Consider the following 17908-nt stretch of genomic DNA (forward strand, 5'->3'; position numbering starts at 1 on the left):
CGCCTGAGTTGGCCAGGTAACCGCTGCTTCGTTGATGTCCTTTGGGAGACTGACGAGGGGGAGGAAAGTCCGGGCTCCACAGGGCAGGGTGCCAGATAACGTCTGGGGGGCGCGAGCCTACGACCAGTGCAGCAGAGAGCAGACCGCCGATGGCCCATTCTTCGGAGTGGTGCACAGGTAAGGGTGAAAGGGTGCGGTAAGAGCGCACCGCGCGGCTAGTAATAGTTCGTGGCACGGTAAACTCCACCCGGAGCAAGACCAAATAGGTCCCTAATGGCGTGGCCCGCGTTGGGGACGGGTAGGTTGCTTGAGCCTGTGAGTGATTGCAGGCCTAGAGGAATGGTTACCACCGCGCAAGCGGGACAGAACCCGGCTCATCGGCCAACTCACCCCTTTAAGTACGAAAGGTGATGTGAGGTCTCAAATGAGGCTTTACATCACCTTTTGTCGTTTTGGGCCCGGTGATTTTACCGTTGGCCTCTGCTTTAGCCTCCGCGATTAATTTCAAGTGATTGTTAGAATTGCGGCCCTCGGCTTGACATCTTTTTTATCAAATACGTACACTTTGCGGTGGGAATTTGCGGAAAATGCTTTTAAAACAGCGTTTTAATAGCCTAAGTTAATGAATTTCCACTGTTACTGGATTTTATGCCTACTTGTTGACTAACGGGTTGGCTCGCTTTTACAAGAGCTGAATAATTACTTATGTCTGAACAGTTTGAGCACGTCTCGGTTTTACTTCATGAATCTGTTGATGGCTTGGCCATCAAGCCAGATGGTATCTATATCGACGGTACATTTGGCCGCGGTGGACACAGCCGCCTGATCCTATCCCAGCTAGGTGAAAACGGACGCCTTTACAGTATTGACCGCGATCCTCAGGCGATTGCCGAAGCCCAGAAAATTGATGACCCACGTTTTACCATCATCCATGGCCCGTTCTCGGGGATGGAAAAATACATGGAAGAGCGCGATCTGATCGGCCGTGTCGATGGTGTGCTATTGGATCTTGGCGTTTCTTCGCCGCAGCTGGACGATGCCGAACGTGGCTTTAGTTTTATGCGAGATGGGCCGCTTGATATGCGTATGGACCCAACATCTGGCATTTCTGCGGCAGATTGGCTGGCAGAAGCGGAAGCCGATGATATTGCTTGGGTACTCAAAGAGTTTGGTGAAGAGCGTTTTGCCAAGCGTATTGCCCGTGGCATTGTGGCTTACCGCGAGGATCCGGAGAACGAGCCGTTGACCCGTACCACTCAGTTGGCCAAGCTGATTGCTGATGTGTCGCCGTTCAAGGATAAGCACAAGCATCCGGCTACCCGTAGCTTCCAGGCGATCCGCATTTACATCAACAGCGAGCTTGAAGAGATTGAAACAGCCCTTAAAGGTGCGGTGAATATCTTGGCTACCGGTGGTCGCCTGTCGGTGATCAGTTTCCACTCGCTGGAAGATCGTATGGTTAAGCGTTTTATCCGCAAGCAGAGCAAAGGACCGGAAGTACCGGCTGGTTTGCCTTTGACGGAAGAGCAGATCAAAGCGCTGGGCAGTGCGGATCTCAAGCCGGTCGGTAAAGCGATCAAGCCATCGAAAAATGAAGTGAGCGATAATGCTCGCTCCCGTAGCTCTGTACTGCGACTGGCTGAACGCCTATGAACCAACAGCCGGAACCAACGGACAACCTGGCCCAGCTTATTGGCCGGGATTTGATCTCTGTCAGCAGAATTCCGCTGACACTGTTGGTTCTGGTACTGATTTCTGCAATGGGGGTGGTGCTGATCACCCACCATTCACGCCAGCTGATTGCCCAGCAGGAGCAATTGCTAGTTGAGCGGGATCAGCTCGATATCGAGTGGCGAAATCAGATCCTTGAAGAAAGTTCATTGGCCGAGCATAGTCGGATTGAACGTTTAGCCGAACAGGAGATGGAGATGCAGCGTCCATCCCGTGATAGCGAAATTATTGTTAAGTAATGAAAATAACAAAATCCTTCAAGCGTTCTGATAAACAGAATCAACGTCGCCAGAAAGCGCCACCGGCATTTATCCCGTGGCGCTTTGGTGTTATTTGTACATGTATTTTTCTGGCCTTGGTCGCCTTGCTGGCGCGATCGGCTTATATCCAGGTTCTTGAGCCTGGCAAGTTGATCCAGGAAGGTGATTTGCGCTCGCTGCGGGTCAAGGCACTGCCTTCTGCCCGCGGGATCATCTCCGACCGCAATGGCGAACAGCTGGCGGTCAGCGTCCCTGTGCAGGCGGTGTGGGCTGATCCGGTCCAGATCTTCAAAAATGACGGCCTTGCCCAGCCCGAACGCTGGTATGCCTTGGCCGATGTGCTGGGGCTGGATCGCCAAGGGTTGATGACAAGGCTTGAAAACAACAGCAAGCGCCGCTTTATTTACCTGCAGCGCCAGGTTAGTCCTGCCATGGCTGCCTATGTCAGCAAGCTCAAGTTGCCCGGCATCGGCCTGAAAGATGAATCCCGCCGCTTTTACCCTGCCGGTGAAGTCAGTGCCCACCTGATCGGTGTGACCGGTATTGACAGCCACGGCTTGGAGGGCGTCGAGCGGACCTATGATGGCTGGCTGACCGGGGAGCCGGGTCGCCGTACCGTGCGCAAAGATCGCTATGGTCGGGTCGTCGAGAATATTTCCCTTAAGAAACGCGAGCCGGGCCAACCACTTAGCCTGAGTATCGATCAGCGCCTCCAGGCAGTTGCCTACCGCGCGGTGAAGCAGGCGGTAGCGGATTACCAGGCGACGTCGGCGTCGGTGGTGATGGTCGATGTACGTACCGGTGAAATACTGGCGATGGTCAATGCGCCGTCCTATAACCCGAACAACCGCGACCAGCTGAAGAGTTTCCGGATGCGTAACCGGGCGATCACTGATGCGATGGAGCCGGGGTCAACCATCAAGCCGTTTGTGGTGCTGGCGGCCATGGAAAATGGTGTTGCCGATGAAGATACCGTTATCGATACCGGTAACGGCCTGATGCAGATTGGCGGTAGCCGGGTGCGGGATGTGTCCCGGGTTGGTAAGGCTAATCTTGCCAAGATCCTGCAAAAGTCCAGTAATATCGGGGTCAGTAAGCTTTCGCTGGCGATGCCGGTTGATGCGGTGCTGGGGATGTACAGCAGTGTTGGACTGGGCGATGCCTCGGGGATCAATTTGATCGGCGAGGCGCAGGGCTTCTTCCCGGATCGCCGCCGTTGGTCGGACTTTGAGCGAGCCACGCTGTCTTTCGGCTACGGGATTTCCGTTACCCCCATCCAGCTGGTGCGTGCCTATGCCACTTTGGGGGCGATGGGCGTCAACCGTCCGCTTTCTATTTTGAAGACCGAATCGGTGGTGCCTGGGCGCCAGGTTGTCTCGGCGGAGAAAACCCGCAAGCTGCTAGATATGCTTGAGCTGGTCACCCACAAGGGCGGCAGTGCCCGCCGTGCGGCGGTGCCGGGTTACCGTGTCGGTGCCAAAACCGGTACCGCGAAGAAAGCGGCAGCCGGCGGCTACAGCGATGAATACGTAGCGATGACGGCGGGACTGGCCCCGATCAGCAATCCGCGGCTGGCAATGGTGGTGGTGGTCAACGAACCACAGGGTGATGCCTACTACGGCGGTGCCATTGCCGCGCCGATTTTCTCCGAAGTGATGGAGAGTGCCTTGCAGATTTTGAATATCCCGCCGGATGCGGGAACGCTTGAAGAATTAAATGTAGTGAACCTTAGAGGCAAGACCCATGCCGGAACCTAAATTATTACACTCCATTGGCGAGTTGCTAGCGCCATGGCTAGAGGGCTTTTGTCTGCCTGAATCCGTGGCAGCGATTTCCATTGCGGGGATGACCCTTGATAGCCGGCAGGTAAAGCCTGGCGAGATGTTTGTTGCCGTTAGAGGCCACAGTGTCGATGGCCGCAAGTTCGTCGCCAAAGCGCAGCAAGCCGGTGCGGCTGTCGTATTGGCTGAGGCTGATACCGAGCAGCCTTCTCTGGAACATACCGACGGCGGTGCCGTGATTTATCTCCCTTTGCTAGGAGATTCGCTGTCGGCGATTGCGAAGCGCTTCTATCGCGCTCCAGATGAACAGATCGAAGTGGTTGCCGTGACGGGAACCAATGGTAAAACCACCATCAGCCAGATACTGGCCCAATGGGCAATGCTGTTGGGCAAGCCTGCGGGTGTGATGGGGACCACAGGTAATGGTTTGCTAGGTCAGATCCAGCCTGCGACCAATACTACTGGCAGCGCATTGGAAATCCCTTGCGAGCTGGACAAGATGGCACTCCAAGGTGCCCGCTTTGCTGCGATGGAAGTGTCTTCTCACGGTTTGGTGCAGGGGCGGGTGAAAGCCCTGGCGTTTAAGGCCAGCATCTTTACTAATTTGAGCCGTGACCACCTTGATTATCATGGTGACATGGCAAGTTATGCCGCAGCGAAGAAAACCCTGTTTACCGAGCATCAGAGTGGTGTAGCGGTGATCAATGCCGATGATGAAGTCGGCCGTGAGTGGCTTGCTGATCTGCCGCAGGCAGTCGCAGTTGCTATGGCGCAGGAAAATGTCGCTGGTCATCAAGGTCAGGCACTTTGGCTGGAATCGGTTGACTACAGCGCAAAGGGCGTGACCGTTGTCTTTGATTCCAGCTGGGGGGGCGGGCAGTTTACTGCACCTTTGGTTGGCGCCTTTAACGTCACTAATTTGCTGTTGTCACTGGCTACCTTGCTGGCGACAGGACATGAGATGGCGGCTTTATTAGCGGTGGCATCGCGGCTGCAGGCGGTAACCGGGCGGATGGAGGTTTTTCAAAAGCCTGACAAACCTATGATGGTCGTTGACTATGCTCACACTCCCGATGCCCTGGAAAAAGCCCTGCAAGCCCTGCGTGTGCACTGCCACGGCAAGCTATGGTGTATTTTTGGCTGTGGCGGCGACCGCGACCGCGGCAAGCGCCCGCTGATGGCGCAGGCTGCGGAGAGCCTGGCGGATCGGGTGATCCTGACCGATGACAACCCGCGCAGTGAGGCGCCGGACGCCATCATGGCTGATATGCTGGCCGGTCTTGCCCAGCCGCAATTGGCCGAGACCATCCATGACCGCCGTGCAGCATGTCAGTGGGCACTTACCCATGCTGCTGCCGAGGACATCGTGCTGGTGGCGGGCAAGGGCCACGAGGACTACCAGATCTTGGCTGACCGCACTATTCATTATTCTGACCGCGAGACGGTCGCCGAGCTGCTGGAGGTTAAGGCATGATCCCGGTTCAACTATCTCAATTGGCCGACGTGCTGGGCGGCCAGCTGGTTGGTGCTGATGCTATGATCTCGGCAGTCTCGACCGATACCCGTCAAATCGGCACCGAAACCCTTTTCATCGCCTTGATCGGTGAGCGCTTTGATGCCCATGATTTTTGCCAGAGCGCCAAAGAGCAAGGAGCTACCGCCTTGCTGGTAAGCAAGCACTTACCGGTTGAGCTGCCACAGCTGGTGGTCGGCGATACCCACCTGGCACTCGGCCAGCTTGGCGCTTGGCTAAAAGCCGAAATGGAGCGTTGCCATGGCTTGAAGACGGTGGCGCTGACCGGTAGCTGCGGCAAAACCACGGTCAAAGAGATGACGGCTGCTATCTTGGCGCAGAAAGGCAAGGTACTGGCAACGGGTGGAAACTTCAATAATGACATTGGAGTCCCGCTGACCTTGTTGCGCCTGAAGCCGGAGCATGAATACGCGGTGATTGAGCTGGGTGCCAATCACCAGAAAGAGATTTCCTACACCACTAACTTGGTCGAACCGCAAGTGGCATTGATCAACAACCTGGCCGCTGCCCACCTCGAAGGGTTTGGCTCGCTGGACGGGGTGGCGAAAGCCAAGGGAGAAATCTTCGAAGGCCTGGAAGCGCGTGGTAAAGATGCTGTCGCCGTTATCAACCTTGACTCCAATGCCCTGGACATGTGGCAGCCGATGCTGGATAAGCATCAGCTGCAGACGTTTTCGGCCACCCAGCCAGAAGCAGATTTTCACGCGCTTGACATAAATATTAACAGTATGGGCCGTGCTTGCTTTACAATGCGCACCCCCGCTGCAACATTTCCGGTCAGCCTGACGTTGGCTGGTGGTCATAATGTCGCCAATGCGCTTGCCGCCGCTGCGCTGGCAATGGCGATGGGGGCAACGCCGGAGCAGGTACAGGCGGGGCTGGGCGGTGTGGCCAATGTGAAGGGCCGTGCCGATGTGACTGAGCCGCGCCGGAATCTGCGTCTGATCGACGATACCTACAACGCCAGTGTCGCCTCAGTGAAGGCGGCCATCGATTTGTTGGCCGGGTTCGACGGTCAGCGCTGGTTTGTATTGGGGGACATGGCCGAGCTGGGCGATGACAGTGCAGCACTGCACCAAGAAGTGGCAGAGTATGCCTTCGAGCGTCGCCTGGATAAGGTACTGACGTTTGGCAATGCCAGCCAAATCGTCAGTAAGCTCAACAGTGGCCAACACTTTAACGATAAAACAGCATTGATCGAGACGCTGCAGCAGCAGCTCGACCCTTTGCTCAATGAAGACAACATCCAAGTGACAGTGCTAGCAAAAGGAGCCCGTAGCTCCCGCATGGAAGATGTGATTGTTGCACTGCAGGAACATAAATAATGATTTACTGGTTAGCTGATTTACTGGAATCGACATTTCCATTTTTTCGACTGTTTGAATACCTGACTTTCCGCGCCATCATCAGTATCTTGACGGCGCTGATGATTTCGCTGTGGATGGGACCGCGCCTGATCGCCCGCCTGCAGCTGCTGCAGATCGGCCAGGTGGTTCGCCACGATGGCCCCGAGTCTCACTTCAGCAAACGCGGCACCCCGACAATGGGCGGGATCATGATCTTGGCATCCATTGCCATTACGGTGCTGCTGTGGGCCGATCTGACCAATCCGTATGTCTGGGCGGTGCTTACCGTAATGCTGGGCTACGGTGCAGTCGGTTTTGTCGATGACTACCGCAAGGTGGTGCGTAAGAATACCGATGGCCTGATCGCCCGCTGGAAGTATTTCTGGCAGTCGGTGATTGCGTTGGGGGTGGCCTTTGCTCTGTATGTGCACGGCCAGGATACCGTGGCGACCCAGCTGGTGGTGCCATTCTTCAAGGATGTGATGCCGCAGCTTGGCTTGTTCTACATCGTATTTACCTACTTTGTCATCGTCGGTACCAGTAATGCCGTCAACCTGACCGACGGCCTTGACGGCTTGGCAATCATGCCGACCGTGATGGTAGCCGGCGGTATGGCATTCATCGCCTGGGCGACCGGTAACGTCAACTTTGCCAACTACCTGCATATCCCTTACCTCAAAGATGCCAGTGAGCTGGTTGTCGTCTGTACCGCGATCGTCGGTGCCGGTCTGGGCTTCCTGTGGTTCAACACCTATCCGGCACAGGTCTTTATGGGCGATGTCGGCTCATTGGCCTTGGGCGGTGCGCTGGGTACCATCGCGGTACTGGTTCGCCAGGAGCTGCTGCTGGTTGTGATGGGCGGTGTCTTCGTGATGGAGACTGTGTCGGTGATCCTGCAGGTTGGCTCGTACAAATTGCGTGGCCAGCGGATCTTCCGCATGGCACCGATCCACCACCACTATGAATTGAAAGGCTGGCCGGAACCACGAGTGATTGTGCGTTTTTGGATCATTACTTTGATGCTGGTACTGATCGCACTGGCAACCCTGAAGGTAAGATAAGATGAAAGGCTTGGAAGGCGTAAAACAGGTTGTGGTGATCGGGCTGGGCATGACTGGCCTGTCGGTGGTGAACCATTTGCAGAGGGCGGCTCAGCCATTGGACATCAAGGTCATTGATACCCGCGAGCACCCTCCAGGCCGCGAACAACTCCCGCCGTCGGTTGAGCTTTGCAGCGGCCAGTGGCAGATGGACTGGCTGATGGCGGCAGACATGATTGTCTCGAGCCCGGGGATCGCCCTGGCTACCCCGCAGCTGCAGCAGGCCGCAGCGGCCGGGATTGAGATCGTCGGTGATATCGAGCTGTTTGCCCGGACGGTAGACAAGCCGGTGGTGGCGATCACCGGTTCCAACGGCAAGAGTACCGTGACCAGCCTGGTCGGCGAGATGGCCAAAGAGGCCGGTATCAACGTCGGTGTCGGTGGTAACATCGGTTTGGCTGCGCTGGATATGCTGGCAGAGGATCACGACCTGTATGTCCTCGAGTTGTCCAGCTTCCAGCTCGAAACCACCTCCAACCTGGCATTGAAAGCCGCGGCCTACCTCAACCTGTCCGAAGATCATATGGACCGCTATCCGGGCGGCCTGGCACAGTACAGTACGGCCAAGATGCGGATCTTCAACCATACCGAGCTGGCGGTGTTCAACCGCGAAGATCTGGCGACAAAGCCTGCTACTGATGGTTGTGAGCTAGCGCTGGTCAGTTTTGGCCTCAATGCCGGCAATGCGGATAGTACCGAGCGCTATGGCTTGGTAGAGCACTGCGGCGAGGAGTGGCTGGCCATCGCAGGCGAGCCTGTCATGCCAAGCAAGGATATTGCCCTGGTCGGCCGCCACAATGTGGCCAATAGCTTGGCGGCGCTGGCCCTGGCCGATGCAGCAGGCATTGACCGCGAGGCCTCGTGCCGGGCGCTGCGTCGCTACAACGGCTTGGCCCACCGCTGTCAGCTGGTTGCCGAGCAGCATGGCGTAAAGTGGGTCAATGACTCCAAAGCGACCAACCTGGCGAGCACCCTGGCCGCGCTTAACGGTCTGCAGCTTGACGGCAAGCTGCACTTGCTGGTCGGTGGTGACGGCAAGGGGGCGGATTTTTCCGAGTTGGCCCCGGTGTTGGCCACATTGGATACCCAGCTCTATTGTTTTGGCCGTGATGGCCATCAGTTTGCCCCATTGGTGCCGCAGCCGGTAATGGTTGAGACGATGGAGCAAGCCATGTCGCAAGCAGCGCATACCGCCCGTGCTGGTGACATGATTTTGCTATCACCGGCCTGTGCGAGCTTCGATCAATTTGCTAACTTTATGGTACGTGGTGATACCTTTGTCGAATTGGCACAATCACTGCAGCATCAAGTAGGCAAGGATAGCTGATGGCAGGAGCGGTAAAGGAAGGGGTGGGGCAGTTTTTTGACTGGATGACCAAACCGGCGGCACACAGCCCGTATGACAGGCAACTGGTCTGGATCGCTCTGGCCTTGATGGCCACTGGGCTGGTCATGGTGACCTCTGCCTCGGTGCCGATCGCGACCCGCCTGACAGATATGCCGTTCTACTTTGCCCTGCGCCATGGCTTCTTTCTAGTGTGCTCTTTGGTGCTGGCAAGTTTCGTTCTGATGATCCCGCTCGAAAAGTGGCGTCAGTACAGCGTGCCGATGCTGATCCTTTCGATTGTTTTGCTGATCGCGGTCCTTGGCGTTGGCCGTTCAGTTAACGGGGCATCGCGCTGGATCCCGCTGGGGATTTTCAACCTGCAGCCTGCTGAAGTGGCCAAGCTTTCCCTGTTCTTGTTTCTTTCGGGTTACCTGGTCCGCCAATATCAGCAGGTGAGGGAAACCTTCGTCGGTTTTGCCAAGCCGCTGCTGGTACTTATTGTACTCGGCGGCTTGTTGCTTGAGCAGCCCGACCTCGGCTCCTTCGTGGTGATGTTCGTTACCACGGTCGGTATGCTGTTTATTGCTGGTGCCAAACTGTGGCAGTTCATTGTCATGATAGCCACGGCGGGCGTCGGTATTGCCTCTCTGATTTACTTCGAACCTTACCGCTGGCGACGGGTGACGTCGTTTCTTGACCCTTGGGATGACCCGTTTGGCAGCGGCTACCAGTTGACCCAGTCACTGATGGCCTTCGGTCGTGGTGATTGGCTGGGACAGGGGCTGGGCAACTCAATTCAGAAACTTGAGTATCTGCCCGAGGCACATACCGATTTCGTGTTTGCGGTATTGGCTGAGGAAGTCGGGCTGATTGGGGTGACAGTCGTGCTGCTGCTGATCTTCGCTCTGGTGTTCAAGGCGCTGATGATCGGCCGCCGCTGCCTGCAGACCGAGCAGTTATATGGAGGTTTTCTGGCATTTGGCTTTGCATTCTGGTTTGCTTTCCAGACCTTGGTCAATGTCGGGGCTGCCGCGGGCATGGTTCCGACCAAGGGCCTGACTCTGCCACTGATCAGTTACGGTGGCTCCAGTTTATTTATTATGGCTACTGCGGTCGCCATTTTGATCCGGATAGATTATGAGCAGCGAATCGCTGCCAAAGCAATGCCGGATCCGGAAGTAGAAGAAAATGACAATGAACAAGAATAAACGCCTGCTGGTCATGGCGGGCGGCACCGGAGGCCATGTTTTTCCGGGCTTGGCGGTTGCCAAGCGCTTGCAGCAAGAAGGCTGGGACATTCGCTGGTTGGGTACGGCTGATCGAATGGAAGCCGAATTGGTGCCAAAGCACGGTATCGAGATCGACTTTATCAAGGTTAAGGGCTTGCGCGGCCAGGGGATTACCCGGTTGTTGGCTGCGCCATTCAAGATTGTCGGTGCGATCCTGCAGGCGAGAAAATATATCAAGGCGTGGCAGCCCGATGCTGTGCTGGGCATGGGCGGCTATGTCAGCGGCCCGGGCGGCGTCGCAGCCTGGTTGTCGGGCGTACCGGTGATCCTGCATGAACAAAATGCGGTAGCCGGCCTGACCAACCAGTGGCTTTCACGCATTGCTTCCAGCGTACTGCAGGCCTTTCCGGGCGCTTTCCCGAACCGCGAGGTTGTCGGCAACCCTGTGCGTCAGGATGTGGTGTCGCTGGCAGCGCCAGAGCAGCGCTTCGCCGAGCGTGAAGGCCCGATCAGGGTATTGGTGATGGGCGGTAGTCAGGGTGCACGCATCCTTAATCAAACACTGCCTCAAGTGGCGGGCTTGCTGGGCGATAAAATCACGGTGTGGCACCAGGCTGGCAAAGGGGCTCAGGCACAGACCGAGCAAGATTACGCACAATACGCCAACGCGCCGGGTGACAATTACCAAGTAACCGAATTCATTGACGAAGTGGCCGCCGCCTATGCGTGGGCTGACATTGTCGTTTGCCGCTCGGGGGCCCTGACGGTCTCCGAACTGTCGGCGGCAGGCCTCGGCGCGGTGTTTGTGCCATTCATGCACAAGGATCGCCAGCAGGCCCTCAATGCCGATCATTTGGTGCAGTGTGGCGCCGCAAAAATGATTGAGCAGCCAGAGCTGACTGCCGAAGGGTTGGCCGATACCTTACAACAATTAGATCGTGCACAGCTGGCCCAGATGGCGCAGGCGGCACGAGACGCAGCGATTGTGGATGCTGACCGCCGGGTGGCGGAGGTGATTAAATCGCTGGCAAAGCAATAAGACGAGACAAAGTGATGAGTAAACTGGATAACCAGCAATTAGCAAAAATTAGAACCATGGTGCCAGAGATGCGCCGCGTAGAGCGTATCCACTTTGTAGGGATCGGTGGTGCTGGCATGAGCGGTATCGCCGAAGTCTTGGTGAACGAAGGTTACCATGTCAGCGGCTCGGATTTGGCGCCCAATGCCGTGACCAACCGTCTAACAAGCAAAGGGGCTGAGATCTTCTTTGGCCATGCGGCCAGCAACATCGATGGTGCCAGCGTTGTCGTGGCCTCGACGGCTATCGACCCAACCAACCCTGAGCTGGCTGCAGCCCGTGAGCTGCGTATTCCGGTGGTGCGCCGGGCGGAAATGCTGGCCGAGCTTATGCGCTACCGTCACGGTATTGCGATCGCCGGTACTCACGGAAAAACTACCACCACTGCGCTGGTTACCCAGATCTATTCCGAGGCTGGCTTAGACCCAACGTTCGTCAATGGTGGCTTGGTAAAGAGTGCCGGAACCAATGCCCGCTTGGGTTCGAGCCGCTACCTGATTGCCGAAGCAGACGAAAGTGATGCCTCGTTCCTGCACCTGCAGCCGATGGTATGCGTGGTGACCAATATCGAAGCCGATCACATGGATACCTATGGTGGTGACTTTGAAGTTTTGAAGCAGACCTTTGTCGATTTCCTCCACAACCTGCCGTTTTACGGCCTGGCCGTGATGTGTATTGATGATCCTGTGGTGCGTGAGCTGCTTCCAAGAATCGGTCGTCAGGTGATCACCTACGGTTTTTCCGAAGATGCAGATGTGCGTTTGGTTGATTATGATCAGTGCGGTCAGCAGGGACATTTCTCGATACTACGCAAAGGTAAGCCAGCCTTGCAGATCAAACTGAATATTCCGGGCAAGCACAATGCGCTCAATGCCACCGCTGCTGTGGCGGTCGCAACGGAAGAAGGGGTGGCCGATGAAGCTATCATCCGTGCGCTGGCCGAGTTCGAAGGCACAGGCCGACGTTTTGATCACCTGGGTGAGTTTGAAACGGGTAACGGTAAGGTGATGCTGGTCGATGACTACGGCCATCACCCAAGTGAAGTCGATGTGACTATCCAGGCGGCACGGGCTGGCTGGGAAGACAAGCGTTTGGTGATGGTGTTCCAGCCGCACCGCTATAGCCGTACCCGCGATCTGTATGATGACTTTGCCAATGTGCTGGAGCAGGTGGATGTGCTGGTGATGCTGGATGTGTATGCGGCGGGCGAGCAGCCGATTGCCGGCGCGGATGGCCGAGCGCTGTGCCGCACCATCCGTGGCCGCGGTAAGCTGGATCCGATTTTTGTGCCGACTATCGATGCCCTGCCGTCAGCGTTGGCAAATATTCTACAAAATGATGATTTGGTTCTGACACAAGGTGCGGGTGATGTTGGCAAAATTGCTCGCCAGTTGGCTGATATGCAATTGAATATTGAGCAAATGAGCCAACAATAATTTTTGGTGATATCAAAATATATATTTGGCTTGTTTTTTGCTTTAATTTAAGCTTATAGCCAAGGATATGCGAGGAATCGGCTATCAGTTGTTGGAGAGCCGGAACTTGCTCGGTATAATCTGTCAACTTTACGAGAAAAAGCGGAACGGATTGAGGGAATGATCTTGCCGCTTTGGCTGGGTAGGTATCGGCTATGACATCGGGATTAAACTATTTATGGCTGATAGTGTCCTAAAAAGAATATCGTTTTCCCCTGCGGCCCAGTTAAATGACCGTAGGGGATTGGTTTTTTTTCTGTTTGTGATCGGGTTGGTTGCCTGGCTGTTCAGCGCGGCCATCAACTGGATGACGGATGCCAACCGACTGCCGTTGTCACAGTTGGTGATTCAAGGTGAGTTACACTATCTCACGCCCGGTGATGTCCGTGCGGGGATCCTGCACCTTGAGCAGCTTGGCAGCTTTATGACTCAGGATGTTGATGACATTCAGCATGCGCTTGAGGCGATGCCATGGGTGGCCAGGGCGGCAGTGCGTAAGCAGTGGCCGGATACCTTGAAAGTATTTCTGGTGGAACAAGATCCCGCCGCCACCTGGAATGGCCGTTACTTGGTCAACCATGATGGTGAGGTGTTCGAAGCCCCGCCCGAACAGGCAGGCCAATTGCTGGTGGGCCTCGCGGGGCCAGGCGGCACCAGCTTGGAAGTGTTGAGCGCATTGCGCGAAATGCAACCGAGGTTACAGCATGCGGGCTTTGAAATTGCTACGCTGGCATTAAACGAACGTCGAGCCTGGCGGGTTTGGTTAACCAACGGCGTCAGGCTTGAGTTGGGGCGCAAGGAGCGTATGGAGCGGATTGACCGCTTTATTGCCTTGTCTCCGCAATTAGAACAGCAAGGAAGGGCCATTGAGTACATAGACTTACGCTATGATACCGGGGCTGCTGTAGGCTGGGTCTCCGACCCAGAGCAAAGTAAGACCAAATAGATCGGCTCGGCCGCAGCCTGTTTGGCTTAAGAGAACTATAAGAGTAGGCGCTATGACGAAGGCGGCAGATAAAAAACTGATAGTAGGCCTGGATATTGGTACGTCCAAAGTCAGTGCTTTGGTCGGTGAAGTGCTACCGGATGGCGAGGTCAATGTCATCGGTGAAGGTAGCAGTCCGTCCGGAGGGATGGACAAGGGCGGCGTGAATGATCTCGAGTCTGTAGTCAAATCGGTACAGAGCGCGATCTACAAAGCTGAGTTGATGGCTGACTGCCAGATCTCCTCGGTATTTTTGTCTCTGTCGGGCAAGCATATCCGCTGCCAGACGGAAGAAGGCATGGTGCCGATTTCTGACAAAGAAGTCACTCAGGATGATGTTGATAACGTCATTCACACCGCCAAATCGGTAAAAATTAGTGATGAACATAAAGTTTTGCATGTAATTCCTCAGGAATTTGCTATTGATTATCAAGAGGGAATTAAAAACCCTGTTGGTTTATCTGGGGTACGCATGGAGGCCAGTGTTCACTTGATCACCTGCCATAACGACATGGCGCGGAATATCGTCAAAGCGGTAGAGCGCTGTGATCTCAAAGTCGATCAGCTTATTTTCTCCGGCTTGGCTGCCAGCCACGCAGTTCTGACGCCTGATGAGCGCGAGCTCGGTGTGTGCGTGGTGGATATTGGCGGCGGTACCATGGATATTGCTGTTTGGACCGGTGGCGCCCTGCGTCATGCGGCCGTGATCCCTTATGCGGGCAATGTTGTGACCAGCGACATTGCCTATGCGTTCGGTACCCCGCTTGGGGATGCCGAGGAAATTAAAGTGAAGTATGGCTGTGCACTGAGCGAGCTGGTGAGTAAGGATGCCAAGGTCGACGTGCCGAGTGTTGGCGGCCGACCGTCGCGCAGCTTGCAAAGCCAAACTTTGGCTGAAGTGATAGAGCCCCGTTACAGTGAGTTGCTGGGGTTGGTTAATCAGAAGCTGATAGAAGTACAAGAACAACTGCGTAATGCGGGAGTTAAGCACCAACTGGCGGCGGGTATTGTCCTGACCGGCGGTGCGGCCCAGATGGAAGGCCTGGTGGAGTGCGCCGAGCGTGTATTTAGCAACCAGGTACGTGTTGGCCTGCCTCTCAATGTGACAGGACTGACAGAACATGTACAATTCCCACATTATGCAACTGCAGTAGGCTTACTGCATTACGGAAAGGATAGTCAGACATTTGATGATAGCGAAATCGAGCAGAAACGTTCTGTTTCTGGCTTTTTCTCTAAGCTCAGTGGCTGGTTTAGAAAAGAATTTTAAAACCTGATGCGAACAGGATGGACGGAGAGAACACATGTTTGAACCGATGATGGAAATGTCTGACGAAGCAGTAATTAAAGTCATAGGCGTTGGCGGCGGCGGTGGTAATGCTGTCGATCACATGGTACGTGAATCAATCGAGGGCGTTGAGTTTATCAGTGTGAACACTGATGCTCAGGCGCTGCGTAAAACCAGTGTAAGTACAGTGATCCAGATCGGTGGGGCTATCACCAAAGGTCTGGGCGCGGGTGCCAACCCACAGGTTGGTCGTGATTCGGCACTGGAAGATCGCGAAGCGATCAAGGCAGAGCTCGAAGGCTCTGACATGATTTTCATCGCAGCCGGCATGGGCGGCGGTACCGGTACCGGTGCAGCGCCAATCATTGCTGAGGTGGCGAAAGAGCTAGGGATCCTGACAGTGGCGGTGGTGACCAAGCCATTTAGCTTCGAAGGCAAAAAGCGTATGGCGTTTGCCGAGCAGGGGATCGAAGAGCTGTCAAAGCATGTCGACTCGCTGATCACTATCCCGAACGAGAAGCTGCTGAAAGTGCTGGGCCGTGGTATTACGCTGCTTGATGCGTTTGCCAAGGCGAACGACGTATTGAAAAATGCGGTACAGGGTATTGCCGAGCTGATCACCCGCCCGGGTATGATCAACGTCGACTTTGCTGACGTGCGCACCGTTATGTCTGAAATGGGTCACGCCATGATGGGCAGCGGTGTAGCAACCGGTGATGACCGTGCAGAAGAAGCGGCGGAAATGGCGATTTCAAGCCCGCTGCTGGAAGATATCGATCTGGCTGGCGCACGTGGTGTCCTTGTCAACATTACTGCGGGTCTGGACATGCGTCTTGACGAGTTCGAAACGGTAGGTAATACCGTTAAGGCATTTGCTTCTGATAACGCGACCGTGGTGATCGGTACCTCGCTTGACCCAGAAATGTCTGACGAGCTGCGTGTAACGGTTGTGGCGACCGGCATTGGCAAAGAGTGCAAGCCTGACATTACGTTGGTGACCGGCACAGCGAAGCCAGTCCAAGCGGTAGCGGCGGAGAAACCGGCTGTGGCTGCGGTGGAAGAGACCAAAGCGGCACCATTGAACCAGTCTGCACCGGCGTCTGAATCTGGCAACCCGCAGACGGCAACAGCGGCAAACCCTAAGCCACAGGCTGATCACGACTACCTGGACATCCCAGCATTTTTGCGCAAGCAAGCTGACTAAGCGCGCAAATTATTTTGGGAAACTGGTTAAAAAGTGATATGATATCTGTCCTTGTCCTTTTTTTGACAAAGGATAGGGGCCGATATTATGGCAATTTTAGTTGAGATAAGCAGATGATAAGACAACGTACACTGAAAAGCATTGTGCAAACGACTGGGGTGGGACTTCACTCTGGCCGTAAAGTGACGCTTATTCTTCGTCCTGCTGCTGCAAACACTGGTGTGATTTATCGCCGTACCGATTTGAATCCGCCTGTTGATTTTCCGGCAGACGCAGATTCGGTTCGCGACACCATGTTATGTACCGCTTTGGTTAATGAGCAAGGCGTGCGTATCTCAACGGTTGAGCACCTTAACGCTGCTTTGGCAGGAATGGGCATCGATAATGTGATTATCGAAGTGGACGCACCTGAAATCCCAATCATGGATGGCAGTGCAAGCCCGTTCATCTATCTGCTGCAGTCTGCCGGCATCGATACTTTGAATGCGCCTAAGCGCTTCTTGCGTATCAAGAAAACTGTTCGCGTCGAAGATGGCGACAAATGGGCAGAGCTCCGTCCTTACAACGGGTTCCGTCTTGATTTTGCTATCGATTTTAATCATCCGGCGATTGAATCAGAGCAGCAGCGTTTGGTATTGGACTTCTCTAGCCAATCATTCGTTAAAGATATCAGCCGTGCCCGTACTTTCGGCTTCATGCGCGATATCGAGTACCTTCAGTCACAGAACCTGTGCCTGGGCGGGAGCTTTGACAATGCGATTGTGCTTGACGACTACCGCATCCTGAACGACGAAGGGCTTCGCTTCGATAATGAGCTGGTGACCCACAAAGTACTGGACGCCATTGGCGACTTGTACATGTGTGGCCACAATATCATTGGCGAAATGGTGGCTTACAAGTCAGGCCATGCGCTTAACAATAAGCTGCTGCGAGCGGTGCTGGCCGATCAAGAAGCTTTTGAGTGGTCGACCTTCAATGACGAACAGCAGGTTCCAGTAACCTTTGCTCAGCCAGGTATGGTGCTGGCGTAAATCCGCCAATAGCACTTCAAGAATTACATAAACGCCGGACTCAGTCCGGCGTTTTTTTTGCCTTAACGGCACGGGTTAGGTCGCTGGGGGAGGCGTCGCTAGGGGGACAACACCTTAGTGTGGGCGAAAAGAGGTGGTTAAGTTCTAATTTTTCGAATATGGAAAACACCGTCTGGCCATTAGCCATAGGCGGCACCGCCAATATGGCTTATTATACCTAGCTTGGGAGAACATAGACCCATTGGCCAAAGGCGTTTGGTCGGGTGGGGGCTATTTGGGTTTCACCCCTCCACGGATAGCTGATGGTGTTCAATTTTCTGGTATTGTTTTCATTTATCCCTTGAAATGGTCGACTCGTACCACAATATCAACATTAACCATTGTTTTTCGTATCGGCTTCCGTAGTCACACCTGTGGCGAGTTTAAAGACGGGACAGGGATGATTCATCGCAAGTCCTAGCCTAGCGTCTTGTTGATATAATCCCGGTTGAAAAATTCAGATTAAGAATTCAGCCTTGATAGGCTGAAATAACTAAGAG

14 protein-coding genes and 1 other RNA gene are annotated in these 17908 nt (G+C 54.9%); all 15 read left to right on the forward strand.

The window, feature by feature from the left end; translation table 11 throughout:
* The first annotated feature begins 4 nt into the window (after positions 1-4).
* The 15 genes from rnpB to lpxC all read left to right on the forward strand — a co-directional run bounded on the left by rnpB (position 5) and on the right by lpxC (position 17369).
* Positions 5-393, forward strand: an RNA gene (rnpB, locus tag C9J03_RS19145) — RNase P RNA component class A.
* A 312-nt stretch (positions 394-705) separates the two neighbouring features.
* Complete coding sequence (rsmH, locus tag C9J03_RS19150) at positions 706-1653, forward strand: 16S rRNA (cytosine(1402)-N(4))-methyltransferase RsmH (RefSeq protein WP_044622438.1); 948 nt, start codon at positions 706-708, stop codon at positions 1651-1653.
* Positions 1650-1970, forward strand: a complete 321-nt coding sequence (gene ftsL, locus C9J03_RS19155) for a cell division protein FtsL (RefSeq protein WP_044622439.1) — start codon at positions 1650-1652, stop codon at positions 1968-1970. The genes rsmH and ftsL overlap by 4 nt, the downstream gene beginning before the upstream one ends.
* The gene (locus C9J03_RS19160) at positions 1970-3748 is read left to right on the forward strand and encodes a penicillin-binding transpeptidase domain-containing protein (protein WP_044622440.1); all 1779 of its coding nucleotides are present in this window, start codon (positions 1970-1972) and stop codon (positions 3746-3748) included. Before ftsL ends, C9J03_RS19160 begins: the two co-directional genes overlap by 1 nt.
* Positions 3735-5246 carry a UDP-N-acetylmuramoyl-L-alanyl-D-glutamate--2,6-diaminopimelate ligase gene (gene murE, locus C9J03_RS19165; RefSeq protein WP_044622441.1) on the forward strand — a complete coding sequence of 504 codons (1512 nt, stop codon included), beginning with the start codon at positions 3735-3737 and terminating at the stop codon, positions 5244-5246. The genes C9J03_RS19160 and murE overlap by 14 nt, the downstream gene beginning before the upstream one ends.
* The gene (murF, locus tag C9J03_RS19170; RefSeq protein ID WP_044622442.1) at positions 5243-6631 is read left to right on the forward strand and encodes a UDP-N-acetylmuramoyl-tripeptide--D-alanyl-D-alanine ligase; all 1389 of its coding nucleotides are present in this window, start codon (positions 5243-5245) and stop codon (positions 6629-6631) included. The genes murE and murF overlap by 4 nt, the downstream gene beginning before the upstream one ends.
* Positions 6631-7713 carry a phospho-N-acetylmuramoyl-pentapeptide-transferase gene (gene mraY / locus C9J03_RS19175; protein WP_039459283.1) on the forward strand — a complete coding sequence of 361 codons (1083 nt, stop codon included), beginning with the start codon at positions 6631-6633 and terminating at the stop codon, positions 7711-7713. Before murF ends, mraY begins: the two co-directional genes overlap by 1 nt.
* 1 nt (position 7714) lies before the next feature.
* Positions 7715-9079 carry a UDP-N-acetylmuramoyl-L-alanine--D-glutamate ligase gene (murD, locus tag C9J03_RS19180; protein ID WP_044622443.1) on the forward strand — a complete coding sequence of 455 codons (1365 nt, stop codon included), beginning with the start codon at positions 7715-7717 and terminating at the stop codon, positions 9077-9079.
* Positions 9079-10287 carry a cell division protein FtsW gene (gene ftsW, locus C9J03_RS19185; RefSeq protein WP_044622444.1) on the forward strand — a complete coding sequence of 403 codons (1209 nt, stop codon included), beginning with the start codon at positions 9079-9081 and terminating at the stop codon, positions 10285-10287. Before murD ends, ftsW begins: the two co-directional genes overlap by 1 nt.
* Complete coding sequence (gene murG / locus C9J03_RS19190) at positions 10274-11347, forward strand: undecaprenyldiphospho-muramoylpentapeptide beta-N-acetylglucosaminyltransferase (RefSeq protein WP_044622445.1); 1074 nt, start codon at positions 10274-10276, stop codon at positions 11345-11347. The genes ftsW and murG overlap by 14 nt, the downstream gene beginning before the upstream one ends.
* 14 nt (positions 11348-11361) lie before the next feature.
* Positions 11362-12822, forward strand: a complete 1461-nt coding sequence (murC, locus tag C9J03_RS19195) for a UDP-N-acetylmuramate--L-alanine ligase (protein WP_044622446.1) — start codon at positions 11362-11364, stop codon at positions 12820-12822.
* A 217-nt stretch (positions 12823-13039) separates the two neighbouring features.
* Positions 13040-13807 carry a cell division protein FtsQ/DivIB gene (locus tag C9J03_RS19200; protein WP_044622447.1) on the forward strand — a complete coding sequence of 256 codons (768 nt, stop codon included), beginning with the start codon at positions 13040-13042 and terminating at the stop codon, positions 13805-13807.
* Positions 13808-13859: 52 nt separating this feature from the next.
* Entirely contained in the window at positions 13860-15116 is a 1257-nt protein-coding gene (ftsA, locus tag C9J03_RS19205) for a cell division protein FtsA (RefSeq protein WP_039459297.1), read from the forward strand.
* A 34-nt stretch (positions 15117-15150) separates the two neighbouring features.
* A complete protein-coding gene (ftsZ, locus tag C9J03_RS19210; RefSeq protein WP_044622448.1) occupies positions 15151-16338 on the forward strand; it encodes a cell division protein FtsZ in 1188 nt (395 codons plus the stop codon).
* A 113-nt stretch (positions 16339-16451) separates the two neighbouring features.
* Positions 16452-17369, forward strand: a complete 918-nt coding sequence (gene lpxC / locus C9J03_RS19215) for a UDP-3-O-acyl-N-acetylglucosamine deacetylase (RefSeq protein ID WP_044622449.1) — start codon at positions 16452-16454, stop codon at positions 17367-17369.
* Positions 17370-17908 lie beyond the last annotated feature (539 nt).

The organism is Photobacterium gaetbulicola (assembly GCF_003025515.1).
GTDB classification, from domain to species: domain Bacteria; phylum Pseudomonadota; class Gammaproteobacteria; order Enterobacterales; family Vibrionaceae; genus Photobacterium; species Photobacterium gaetbulicola.